The organism is Streptomyces sp. NPDC017225, assembly GCF_044331465.1.
In the GTDB taxonomy this organism is placed as follows: domain Bacteria; phylum Actinomycetota; class Actinomycetes; order Streptomycetales; family Streptomycetaceae; genus Streptomyces.
In genome coordinates this window covers 1-12,448 of the sequence record NZ_JBIRNE010000010.1, presented here as the reverse complement: position 1 = coordinate 12,448, position 12,448 = coordinate 1, and the positions used below count along the sequence as shown (strand labels likewise).

The 12,448-nt window shown below is 69.4% G+C and carries 8 protein-coding genes and 1 pseudogene; 5 read left to right on the top strand and 4 right to left on the bottom strand.

The features are described 5' to 3' along the window. The 5 genes from ACH4NX_RS21980 to obgE form a co-directional block, all read left to right on the top strand. Positions 1–3,627: ribonuclease E/G (locus tag ACH4NX_RS21980; protein ID WP_398128668.1), on the top strand; the 3,627-nt coding region annotated here is incomplete at its 5' end. Between the two features lie 157 nt (positions 3,628–3,784). After that, on the top strand, positions 3,785–4,846 hold the full coding sequence (locus ACH4NX_RS21975) for an iron-containing alcohol dehydrogenase family protein (RefSeq protein ID WP_351387895.1): 1,062 nt from the start codon (positions 3,785–3,787) through the stop codon (positions 4,844–4,846). 230 nt (positions 4,847–5,076) lie between these two features. Then, a complete protein-coding gene (gene rplU, locus ACH4NX_RS21970; RefSeq protein WP_007449531.1) occupies positions 5,077–5,397 on the top strand; it encodes a 50S ribosomal protein L21 in 321 nt (106 codons plus the stop codon). A gap of 14 nt (positions 5,398–5,411) precedes the next feature. Next, a complete protein-coding gene (rpmA, locus tag ACH4NX_RS21965; RefSeq protein WP_003976205.1) occupies positions 5,412–5,666 on the top strand; it encodes a 50S ribosomal protein L27 in 255 nt (84 codons plus the stop codon). A gap of 117 nt (positions 5,667–5,783) precedes the next feature. Further along, positions 5,784–7,220, top strand: coding sequence for a GTPase ObgE (obgE, locus tag ACH4NX_RS21960; RefSeq protein ID WP_351387898.1), 1,437 nt, complete (start codon positions 5,784–5,786; stop codon positions 7,218–7,220). A 535-nt stretch (positions 7,221–7,755) separates the two neighbouring features. Here obgE and ACH4NX_RS21955 read toward each other — a convergent pair. The 4 genes and pseudogenes from ACH4NX_RS21955 to ACH4NX_RS21940 form a co-directional block, all read right to left on the bottom strand. Beyond that, positions 7,756–8,904 (bottom strand): glycosyltransferase family 4 protein, encoded by a 1,149-nt coding sequence (locus ACH4NX_RS21955; protein WP_398128669.1) that lies wholly within the window; start codon positions 8,902–8,904, stop codon positions 7,756–7,758. Continuing rightward, a complete protein-coding gene (locus ACH4NX_RS21950) occupies positions 8,901–9,458 on the bottom strand; it encodes a hypothetical protein (protein ID WP_398128670.1) in 558 nt (185 codons plus the stop codon). The genes ACH4NX_RS21955 and ACH4NX_RS21950 overlap by 4 nt, the downstream gene beginning before the upstream one ends. 203 nt (positions 9,459–9,661) lie before the next feature. Beyond that, positions 9,662–11,944 carry a CDP-glycerol glycerophosphotransferase family protein gene (locus ACH4NX_RS21945; protein WP_398128671.1) on the bottom strand — a complete coding sequence of 761 codons (2,283 nt, stop codon included), beginning with the start codon at positions 11,942–11,944 and terminating at the stop codon, positions 9,662–9,664. A gap of 192 nt (positions 11,945–12,136) precedes the next feature. After that, positions 12,137–12,448 (bottom strand): annotated as a pseudogene (locus tag ACH4NX_RS21940) (transposase); the annotation flags it as partial.

The window sequence follows — 12,448 nt, the reverse complement described above, 5'->3', positions numbered from 1 at the left end:
CGTCGTCGTGCCACGCGCAGCGTGACCTCGCCGGCCGAGCCGGCCGCTGCCGCTGAGTCCGCTGCCGCTGAGCCCGCCGAGCCGGTGGAGGCGTCCGCGCCCGCTGAAGTGTCCGCGCCCGCCGAGGTGGCCGAGGACGCCGCTCCCCGCCGTTCCCGTCGCCGTGCGACGCGACGCGTGTCCGCCCCGGCCGACGCGCCCGCGGACACCGCCGCCGAGGTGAGCGAGCCGGCGCCGGCCCTCGAGACCGCTGAGGCCACGGCCGAGGCCGCGGAGACCGCCGCGCCCGCCGAGCCCGTCGAGGACGCCGCTCCGCGCCGTGCGCGCCGCCGCTCCACCCGTAAGGCCGCCACCGGTTTCGCCGCGCCGCCGCGGACCGCCGCGGCGTCCGACGAGGCCGGCGCTCACAAGCGCCCCTCGCGTCCCGCGGTCGCCGTGTTCCAGGCGCCCGTGTTCACCGAGCCCCAGTTCCAGACGCCCGAGCGGGCCGCGGCCGAGGCCGCGGCGGAGGCCGGCGGGGCCGAGCCGGAGAAGGCGCGCGAGGAGACCGAGGAGGTCGTCCCGGAGGAGCAGCCCGCCGGATCGCGCCGCCGCCGCAAGCGCCGGGGTGCCGCCGCCGAGGAGGCCGCCGAGGAGCGGGCCACCGCCGCCGTCACGCAGGACGAGCCGGAGGCCGAGACCGAGGCCGACACGGACGCCGACACGGACGCCGACGCCGACGAGTCGGACGAGGACCACGACGACGCGGAGGGGTCCGAGGACTCCGGGTCGCGCCGTCGCCGTCGCCGGGGCGGCCGTCGCCGCCGCCGGGGCGACGCGGCCGACGGCGACTCGGCCGACGGTGACGAGCCCAGCGCCGCCGAGCAGGCGGCCCAGGACGCCGAGGACACCGCCGAGCAGGCCGAGGAGGACGCCGAGGAGAGCGAGGACGCCTCGGGCGAGGGTGGTGGCTCCAGCAGCAGCCGTCGCCGTCGTCGCCGTCGCCGTCGTGCCGGGGACGGCTCCGGTGACGCCGAGCCGTCGTCCGCCGACGACCCCGAGCGCACCGTCGTCAAGGTCCGCGAGCCGCGTCCGGCGCGGGAGAAGAGCGAGCCGTCCGACGAGGTGCAGTCCATCAAGGGCTCGACCCGCCTGGAGGCCAAGAAGCAGCGCCGCCGGGAAGGCCGCGAGCAGGGGCGCCGGCGCGTTCCGATCATCACCGAGGCCGAGTTCCTGGCCCGCCGCGAGGCCGTCGAGCGCGTCATGGTCGTGCGCCAGCACGGCGAGCGCACCCAGATCGGCGTCCTGGAGGACGGCGTGCTCGTCGAGCACTACGTCAACAAGGAGCAGGCCACCTCGTACGTCGGCAACGTCTACCTCGGCAAGGTGCAGAACGTGCTCCCGTCGATGGAGGCCGCCTTCATCGACATCGGCAAGGGCCGCAACGCCGTCCTGTACGCCGGTGAGGTCAACTTCGAGGCGCTCGGCATGTCGGGCGGTCCGCGTCGTATCGAGTCCGCCCTCAAGTCCGGCCAGTCGGTCCTGGTGCAGGTCACCAAGGACCCGATCGGTCACAAGGGCGCCCGCCTGACCAGCCAGATCTCACTGCCCGGCCGCTACCTGGTCTACGTGCCCGAGGGCTCGATGACCGGTATCAGCCGCAAGCTGCCCGACACCGAGCGCTCCCGTCTGAAGACCATCCTCAAGCGGATCGTCCCCGAGGACGCGGGCGTCATCGTGCGCACCGCCGCCGAGGGCGCGAGCGAGGACGAGCTGCGCCGCGACGTCGAGCGGCTCCAGGGCCAGTGGGAGGAGATCCAGAAGAAGGCGAAGAGCGGCGGCAGCTCGAACGCGCCCACGCTGCTCTACGGCGAGCCGGACATGACCGTCCGGGTCGTGCGCGACATCTTCAACGAGGACTTCACCAAGGTCGTCGTCAGCGGTGACGACGCCTGGCAGACCATCCACGGCTACGTGTCCCACGTGGCGCCGGACCTCGCCGACCGGCTGTCCCGGTGGACCAGCGAGGTCGACGTCTTCGCCACGTACCGGATCGACGAGCAGCTCGCCAAGGCGCTGGACCGCAAGGTCTGGCTGCCCAGTGGCGGTTCGCTGGTGATCGACCGGACCGAGGCGATGGTCGTCGTCGACGTCAACACCGGCAAGTTCACCGGTCAGGGCGGCAACCTCGAGGAGACGGTCACCAGGAACAACCTGGAGGCGGCCGAGGAGATCGTGCGCCAGCTGCGGCTGCGCGACCTCGGCGGCATCATCGTCATCGACTTCATCGACATGGTGCTGGAGTCCAACCGGGACCTGGTGCTGCGGCGCCTGCTGGAGTGCCTGGGCCGCGACCGTACGAAGCACCAGGTCGCCGAGGTGACCTCGCTGGGGCTCGTGCAGATGACCCGTAAGCGGGTCGGGCAGGGGCTGCTGGAGTCGTTCTCCGAGACCTGCGTCCACTGCAACGGCCGTGGCGTCATCGTCCACCTGGACCAGCCGACCGCGGCCGGTGGTGGCGGCGGCGGTGGCAAGCGCCGCAAGCGGGCCCGGGCCGGCGGCGAGCAGCCGCACGAGCACGAGGCCGTGGCCGGCGTCGAGACCGGTGTGACGGCGGAGCAGGAGGCGGACACCGAGTCCGAGTCCGAGGTCGCCGCCGAGGTGGCCGAGCCGGTCGCCCTGCCGGCGCCCGACTTCAGCGCGGACGAGGAGCTGTACAGCAGCGCCGCCGAGGCCGAGGCCGCCGCCACGCGCGGTCGAGGCCGGCGTCGTACGAGCCGGCGGGCGTCGTCCCCGGCGGGTGCCCCGAAGTCCGCCAGGACCGCGAAGGGCGAGGCCGCGCGTGCCGAGGCCCCGACCGCGCAGGACGTCACGGTCGAGGAGGAGGTCGAGCGCCCCGTGCTGCGGGAGCCCGCCGCCGAGGTGCTGGCCGAGCCCGCCGCCGTCGAGGACGCTGTCTCCGGCGCCCCGGCCCCGGCCGCCACGCAGGCTCCGGCCGCCGTCGAGGCACCGGCTGCCGACGAGGCCGCGCCCAAGGGCCGTACCCGCCGCCGGGCCACCCGGAAGGTGTCCGCACCGGCCGGTTCCCCCGCGGACGCCGAGGCCGCCGTGCTGACGGTCCCGGAGACCGCGCAGCCCGAGCAGGCGACTCAGGCACCGGCGACCGAGGCGCCCGCGGAGCCGTCCGGTGCGGCCGCCGAGAGCGCCGCCCCGGCCCGTCCGCGGCGTCGGGCCGTGCGCAAGCCCACCACGTCCACCGCGTCCGAGGAGGCGGCCGTCATGGTCGTCCCGTCGGCCCCGGCGGAGGACGCGGCCGGGCAGGCGGCGGCCGAGCAGGACGCGGTCGTGACGGCACCCGAGGCGGAGACCGCCGAGGAGGCCGCCCCGGCCAAGAAGGCCGCGGCCCGCAAGACGGCCAAGAAGGCCACGGCGAAGAAGGCGACGGCGAAGAAGGCCGCCACCGAGAAGACCGCCACCGAGAAGACCGCGGCCAAGAAGACGACGACCGCGAAGAAGGCCACGGCCAAGAAGGCGGCCAAGACGACGACCGCCAAGAAGGCCACGGCCAGGAAGACGGCGTCGAAGAAGACCGCGGCGGCTGCCCAGCAGACGCCGTCCTCGGTCACGGCCGCCACCGACGAGGGCTGATCCGGCACCTGTCGCAGTACGTGTGGTCCTGTCCGCTCGGAGTCCGCCCGGAGTCCGTTCGGCCAGGACCACACGTTTCCCCGGACCCCGCGGGGCGCATCATCACCGGAAAGCCGTGCGTCACCGACCCGCCGCCCCCGCGAGGAGAGAAGATCACGTGCCGGTACTGACGAGGCTCATCCCCTCGCCGCTCGTCGTGGACATCCGCCCGGGCGCGCTCGACGACCTGGCGAGTGTCCTCGCGGACCAGCGGATCTCCCAGTCCGGGAAGCTCGCCGTGGCGATCAGCGACGGTTCGGGGGCGCGGCTGCGCCGGCGGCTGGCGCCGTCCCTGCCCGGTGCCGACTGGTTCGAGGTCGGCGGCGGCACCATCGACGACGCGGTGCGGCTGGCCGACGGCGTGAAGGCGAGCCGCTACGACGCGATCGTCGGGCTCGGCGGCGGGAAGGTCATCGACTGCGCCAAGTTCGCCGCGGCCCGCGTCGGTCTGCCCATGGTCGCCGTGGCCACCAACCTCTCCCACGACGGCATCTGCTCGCCGGTGTCGATACTGGACAACGACGCGGGCCGCGGTTCGTACGGCGTGCCGACGCCCATCGCCCTCGTCGTCGACCTGGCGGTGATCCGCGAGGCGCCGATCCGGTTCGTGCGCTCCGGGATCGGTGACGCCGTCTCCAACATCTCCGCCGTCGCCGACTGGGAGCTGGCCCACCGGGTCAACGGGGAGAAGGTCGACGGCCTCGCCGCCGCCCTGGCCCGGCAGGCCGGCGAGGCCGTGCTGCGCCACCCCGGCGGCTGCGGCGACGACGGGTTCCTGACCGTGCTGACCGAGGGGCTGGTGCTGTCCGGCATCGCCATGTCGATCGCCGGGCACACCCGGCCCTCGTCCGGCGCCTGCCACGAGATCAGCCACGCGCTCGACCTGCTGTACCCGAGGCGCGCCGCCAGCCACGGCGAGCAGGTGGGCATCGGCGCGGCCTTCGCGACGTATCTGCGCGGCGACCACGAGGCCTCCCTGCTGATCGCCCGGACGCTGCGCCGGCACGGGCTGCCGGTGGTGGCCCGGGAGATCGGGTTCGACGACGACGAGTTCGTACGGGCCGTGGAGTTCGCGCCGCGGACCCGGCCGGGCCGGTACACGATCCTGGAGCACCTCGACCTGTCGCGGGCGCGGACCGAGGCGGCGTACGCCGGGTACGTGGCGTCGGTCGCCCACTGAGGGCGTGGCCCGGGGCGGCCGGGCGCCGGGCCCGGAGGCTCGGTTTGACCCCTGTCGTACGGCCCCGTAATCTTGACCGTCGGCGTGTCGACTGACACGTCACATCCCCGTAAACCTCTTTCCTTCCGGGCGCGGGCCTTGTCGGGCCCCGGCCGGGAGAGGCTGTCCGCGTGTTCACCGGGCGGCTGGACTGCGGGGGTGCCGTTCCGGAGCGAGAGAGTGAGATCCGCTTGTACGCCATCGTGCGCAGCGGTGGTCGCCAGCACAAGGTTGCTGTCGGCGACATCGTTGAGGTTGACAAGATTTCCACCGCCCAGGTCGGCGACACGGTCGAGCTCTCGACCCTGCTCGTCGTCGACGGCGACGCTGTGACCAGCGACCCGTGGGTGCTGGCCGGCATCAAGGTCCAGGCCGAGGTCGTGGACCACCACAAGGGCCAGAAGATCGACATTCTGCGCTACAAGAACAAGACCGGCTACCGCCGTCGTCAGGGCCACCGCCAGCAGTACACGGCGATCAAGGTCACTGAGATCCCCGCGGCCGCGAAGTAAGGGACTGAGAACAGATGGCACACAAGAAGGGCGCATCGTCCACTCGGAACGGTCGCGACTCCAATGCCCAGCGGCTCGGCGTGAAGCGCTTCGGCGGTCAGGCCGTCAACGCGGGTGAGATCCTGGTCCGCCAGCGCGGCACCCACTTCCACCCGGGCGCCGGCGTCGGCCGTGGTGGCGACGACACGCTGTTCGCCCTGCAGGCCGGTGCGGTGCAGTTCGGCACCCACCGTGGCCGCAAGGTCGTGAACATCGTTCCGGTCGCCTGATCGGAAACTTTCGCGAGGCGGACCTCACTTCCCCCCAAGGGAAGCGGGTCCGCCTTTCGCGTGTTAACCAAGAGACATTCCGTAGTAAGTAGTAACCGGTAACTGGAGGCACATCCCATGACCACCTTCGTGGACCGCGTCGAGCTGCATGTCGCCGCGGGTAACGGAGGCCACGGCTGTGCCTCCGTCCACCGTGAGAAGTTCAAGCCGCTCGGCGGCCCGGACGGCGGCAACGGCGGCCGTGGCGGCGACGTGATCCTCACCGTCGACCAGTCGGTGACCACGCTCCTCGACTACCACCACTCCCCGCACCGCAAGGCCACGGCCGGCAAGCCCGGCGAGGGCGGCAACCGCTCCGGCAAGGACGGCCAGGACCTGGTCCTGCCCGTGCCCGACGGCACCGTGGTCCTCGACGGGGCGGGCAACGTCCTGGCCGACCTGGTGGGGCAGGGCACGTCGTACGTCGCCGCGCAGGGCGGCCGGGGCGGCCTCGGCAACGCGGCGCTGGCCTCCGCGCGGCGCAAGGCGCCCGGCTTCGCGCTGCTCGGCGTGCCCGGCGACCTGCGGGACATCCACCTGGAGCTGAAGACCGTCGCCGACGTGGCGCTGGTCGGCTACCCGAGCGCCGGCAAGTCGTCGCTGATCTCCGTGCTGAGCGCGGCGAAGCCGAAGATCGCCGACTACCCCTTCACGACGCTCGTCCCCAACCTCGGTGTGGTGACGGCCGGCGAGACCGTCTACACCGTCGCGGACGTCCCCGGTCTCATCCCCGGCGCCAGCCAGGGCAAGGGCCTGGGCCTGGAGTTCCTGCGGCACGTGGAGCGGTGCAGCGTGCTGGTGCACGTCCTGGACACGGCGACGCTGGAGTCCGAGCGCGACCCGGTCTCCGACCTGGACATCATCGAGGCGGAGCTGCGGGAGTACGGCGGGCTGGACAACCGGCCCCGGATCGTCGTCCTCAACAAGATCGACGTGCCGGACGGCAAGGACCTCGCCGAGATGGTCCGGCCGGATCTGGAGGCGCGCGGCTACCGGGTCTTCGAGGTGTCGGCGGTGGCCCACATGGGACTGAAGGAGCTGTCCTTCGCGCTGGCCGAGCTGGTGGGCACCGCGCGCGCGGCCCGGCCCAAGGACGAGGCCACGCGGATCGTCATCCGGCCCAAGGCCGTGGACGACGCCGGCTTCACCGTCACCCGCGAGGAGGACGGACTGTTCCGGGTGCGTGGCGAGAAGCCCGAACGCTGGGTGCGCCAGACCGACTTCAACAACGACGAGGCCGTCGGATACCTCTCCGACCGGCTCAACCGCCTCGGTGTCGAGGACAAGTTGATGAAGGCGGGCGCGCGCAACGGTGACGGCGTGGCCATCGGCCCCGAGGACAACGCGGTCGTCTTCGACTGGGAGCCGTCGGTGACGGCCGGCGCCGAGATGCTCGGCCGCCGCGGCGAGGACCACCGCTTCGAGGCGCCCCGCCCGGCCGCCCAGCGACGCCGGGACCGGGACGCCGAACGCGACGAGGCGGAGCGGGAGTTCGACGGCTTCGAGCCGTTCTGACCCGCTGCCGCGCCCTGAGTGGAGTTGCATGGCCGCCGATATGAACGGCGGCCATGCAAAGCGCTCCGGTGCCCCTCAGCGACTCACGTAGTGGATGGGGAGCATCTTTGTAAAGGCTCCTTGGATCTCGGGCTGTACGCCGTGGGTGGGACGCTGGTCAGCGCCGGGCCGGGAGAGACCAGTGCCTTGTGGTTCCGGGTGGGTTGCGCCGGCAACATCAGGGGCGAACCATGGCGGGACCCTCCCGTTCCTGATCACGCGTCGTGACGCCGCCATCGGACCCGCGGTGGTTGTAGGGCCTCGATGTACTACTGCGGTGGTCCCGCCAGGGTTGTCCGCCTGCGTGATCTGCGCGGTCAGGGGCGGGACCTGCTCACCATAGCGACGGTGCAGGGACACGGAACACCTTGAGAACCATGGACGGCCCTCGCTCTCGAACCGAGCGTGCCGACCGACCAAACTGACCCACGCAATCACAGGATCCGCGACAGAGTCACTCAGAGGTGTGGACGTGCAGGACCTGACACACCCGACATCATTTTGCCGTGGTCAGGACTTCGTAGAGGTGCTCCCAGGACTCGGTGACGACGGCGGGGCCGTATGCGGTGGCTTTTTGCAGGGCCGCTAGGGAGAGTCTGCGGCGCAGCTCCTCGTCCTCGATCAGGCGCATGATGCCCAAGGCCAGGGCGTCCACGTCGAGTTCGGGGACGAGCAGACCATCCACTCCGTCGGCGACGAGTTCTCGTGGGCCGACCGGACAGTTGAAACTGACCACAGGGAGGCCGCAGTTCATGGCCTCCAGCAGCACCATGCCGAAGCCCTCGGACTTGGAGCTCATCGCAAAAATGGAGCCCTTCGCGAGTTCCTCATCGAGCTTGCGCGTCGGGCCCATGAGGAAGACGTGATTGTACAGGTGCTTGGCGCGGACGGCTTTGCGAAGGGCTTCCATCTCCGGGCCGTCGCCGTGGACACGCAGTGTCCAATTCGGGTGTGCTTGCACGACTTGGCCGAACGCCATGATCAGCTTGTCGATGCCCTTGTTGCCATCGAGTCGTCCGGCGCTGACAACCTGGGGCCGTGAAAGGTCGGTGTGTGGGACGTCCAGGGAGTGCAGGGCGTTCGGTATTCGCTCGACGCGGACGTGGGGGAACGCCTGGGCGTAGGCGGCACGGTCCGCCTCGGTGAGACAGACGACTGCGTCCATCTTCACGTAGGCGGCGTCGATGGCCTTGCGCCACTCGCCCTTGTGCGTGGACAGACCCGCATGCTCCTGGACGACACGGACCAGCGACGGGTCCGTGAACTCGGCCATGACCAGGTTGATCGTGGGCCGGGTGCCGATCACGATCTGGCGCTCCAGGCCGCGAAGGAAGCGGATCATCGCGCTGATGCGGCGACGACTGTCCACGTTCTTGGAGATTCCTGCCGGGAACCGACCATGCCAGGAGGTGTCCTCCGGGCCCTCATACCCGTCCCAGTCCACGTACGAGCCGGATCGGTTGTCCACGAGCGCGGTCACCTGCACCCGGGAATCCAGCGGGAAGGGTGGCTCCTCGTGGTAGCGCAGCATGGTGGCGATCTCCACGTCGTGACCGCGCTCGACCATGGCGTTGGCCTGGTTGAACACGGTACGGACAGTGCCACCGACGCCGAAAGCGTTGTATATCAGGTAGGTCAGCTTCATGTGGCGCTCCGGTCGGCGTTGTCGCGTCGGGCGCAGCGTATGGAAAGGTCGTCGCCATCGGTGTAATAGGGCAGCACGGCGACCCCTGCCTTGTACTGCTCGGGAAACTTCACGATCTGCTTCTTGCCTGGCATGTCGTCGAGGTGGCGGCCGACGCGAAGTACCAGCTTCTTGCCACCGCGAGTCGCGACCACATGCAGGTCCCAGTGTTCGCGGGGCAGTGCGTCCCAGACTGCCAGGTCGCGGACGGGCACGACTGCCTCGAAGCGCGCGCCGTCGCTGACGACGGGGAAGTGCAGCCGACGCGGGGTGGGGCGCGACGTGCGGGTCACGGTGCGCTTGAGCAGGTCTGTGAGCCATGCGACGCCGGACAGGACAGGGGCCTCGGGTCGTTCGCGGGAGGTGAGGCGCAGCGTCCACGACTTGTCCACGGGGACATCGTCCGCCACCTTGCCGATGACGACCGTCCCGAGGATCCGAATGTGACCGTCGCGCGGCCAGACCCGTCTGATCTCAGCGTGGGACCGCTCCCCGGCACTGGATTTCATGGCCACCTTCTCTTCTGTTTCTGGCATTGGCCCTACCCGTGGAGGAGGCGAGAGGTCAGGCATGCACCGGCGCCGGTCCGCTCCCTTCCGCCAGGCTCACCGAGGGTGGCGGAAGGGAGAGCGCGCACGCACACAGCCTCGGCTGTCGACGTCTCGACACCGGGCGCCGGCGTGCTTCTCAGTGGCGCGCCGACGCCCTGACCGGACATCTATGCGGTCCTGGACCACCCGACCGCAGGTTCCTTCACGCCCTCCCCCTGAGCGGCCCTCGGCGACGGGGCCGGAGTCCGCTCTTCCAGCGGTACGACCGGCAGCTTCTCCGCCGGTTCACCCAGCAGGATCTGACGTATGACGCGCTCGGCCGCTCGGCCGTCGTCGTACTCGCAGAACTTACGGCGGAAGGAGCCTCGTAGGGCATCGGATCGAGCATCCTTCCAGGCACCGCTGACGAATACGTCGTGCAGTTCCTCCTGGGTGCGCGTGACGTGGCCGGGCGGTTCCTCCGTGAGGTCGAAGTACACACCGCGAGAGACCGTGTAAGCCTCCCAGTCGTTGGCATAGATCACGATCGGCCGGTCGAGGTTGGCGTAGTCGAAAATCATCGACGAATAGTCCGCCAGCAGTACGTCCGCAGCGAGTTGCAGTTCCTCCGAGGAGGTATGCGAGGTGACGTCGATGACACGGGCAGACGCCTGCAACGCCCGCAGCTCCGCCGTCTGTTCGTAGAAGTGATGGCCTCGCATGAGCACCACGAAGTCGTCACCGAGGGCGTCAGTGAGGCGGGCAAGGTCGAGCTGGGGGACGAAGCCCTTGGTGTAGTCCCGGTGAGTCGGCGCGTAGAGAACGGCGGTCTTCCCTTGAGGGATGCCGAGCTCATCCCGAATGCGGCGAACGTCGTCGGCAGTCGAGTTGTAGAAGACATCGTTGCGGGGGTAACCGCTCTCCAACGATGCGAAGGAGCACGGGAAGGCCTGTTCCCAGATGTCCGAGGAGAACCGGTTGGAGGATATGCAGAAATCCCAGCGGTCCGAGCGCTCCAAGAGCTTCTTGAAGTTCGTTCCCTTGGCGGCGACCGGGTAGGGCAGCAAGTCGATGCCCATGCGCTTGAGCGGTGTACCGTGCTGCGTCTGCACATGGACGGTGCCGGGGCGCTTGACGAAGCGGTCCTCGAAGTTGACGTTGTTGAAGAAGTACTTGGCGCGCGCGATGACCTCCCAGTACCTCGGGGTCCCCGGGACCACGAAATCGGTGCCGGGTGGGAGATTCTTCACCTCGTCCTGCTTGGCGACCACCACACCCCTGATATGGGGAGCTATCTCCTTGGCCTTGGCGTGCAACGCGGCGGGGTTGCACACGTAACCCCGGCCCCAGTAAGCGGAGTAGACGGCCAGGTTTTGGTCGATGGGCTGCTTGAGCGCGGCTTCGTAAAGGCGGTCCAGGCGCTTGCTGGCAGCCTTCTTCCGAGTGGCGCGGACAGTCTTGCGGACCTTGCGGCGCCCTTGATTGGCCACCTTCAGAGTCTGGTAGATCGGATATGCGCCGCGTGCGATCAGTGAGTGCCGCAGGCCGGTATGGCCCTCGGGCCGCACGTAGTCCGCCGGCAGATAGCGTCGATAGTGGCGATGCGCCAGAGCGAAGAACTCGGCCCTCAGTTCGTCGGGCACTCGGTTGCTCTTTGCCAGGATGGCGATGAAGTGGTCGATCATCTTGGTGAAGAGCTGAGCTCTCCACTCCGCGAGAGACGGGTCGCTGTCGATGAAGGCGAAGACCCGCTCATACTGGTCGAAGATGTCGAAGTGCTTGCGACTGACCGTGCGCAGGATGTTGCCCTGGCGACGCTGACGGTAGTGGACGACAACGTGGTCCAGGGCGGCGATCCGGTCGGCCGACATCAGGACCGGGAAAGTCCAGGGAGTGTCTTCGTAGTACCCCGGCGGGAATTGGAAGCCGCGCCGCTCAATGAAGTCGCGCCGGTAGACCTTGTTCCATACCACCATGAGCAGGGTGAGGAACTCCGGCCGCTGCTTCGCTGTGAAGACCTCCGGTCCCTCCGTCTGAAAGACTGAGGCCAGGCTGTTGCGGGTCGCCCCGCCCCACCAGAATGTGCGCGCGTAGTCGAAGATCAGAACGTCCGGGTCGGCGGTCTGCGTCAGCCGGTCCGCTATGAACTGCAGAGAGCCGGGCGTAAGCGTGTCGTCGCTGTCGAGGAAGAAGAGGTAGTCGCCGCGCGCCTTCTCCATCCCCGCGTTCCGAGCTCGGCCCAATCCTACATTCTCGGGCAGGTGCAGTGCCCGGACCCTCTCGTCGGCCTTGGCGTATTCGTCCACGATCTCTCCGCAGCGATCGGGTGAGTGGTCGTTGACGGCGATTACCTCGATGTCACGGAAGGACTGCTCAAGGATGGACTCGAGGCACTCCCGCAGGAAGGACTGCACTTGGTAAATCGGCACAATCACGCTGATACGCGGCTTCGACACGCCCTGTTCTTCCAATCCTTTGACCGCACCGGTTCGCTGTCCGGGTCCGGGTCTGGGTCCTGATTTTTTCGTCACCCGAAGGGCCTAGAGGGCAGGCGCGCGGTTGACAGATGAGGCAGGATACACTGACGAACAGCTCATATGTGAAGCACAGGGCCTGGCCTGCCGTCTTGAGGACCCGACGGACGTGAGGTGTAAGACCGTGTCCTATGTGGTGAGACGAGCGAGTCGCTTGTAGCAGCAGAGTGCTGCGGCGAGGCCGAGAAAGGCCAGGTAGTTGCGGGGGTGGCGTTCGTATCGGTGGTTGAGTCTGCGGTAGCCGGTGAGCCAGGACATGGTGCGTTCGATGACCCATCGGCGGCGCCCTAACCGTTCGCTGGACTCGACTCCCTTGCGGGCGATACGCACCCCGATGTGCTTGCCTCAGAGCCATTTGCGCAGGTGAGGGACGTCGTATGCCTTGTCCGCGTGGAGGCGCTGGGGCTTGAAGTAGCGGCTGCGGTGGGGGTCGTGTCTCGT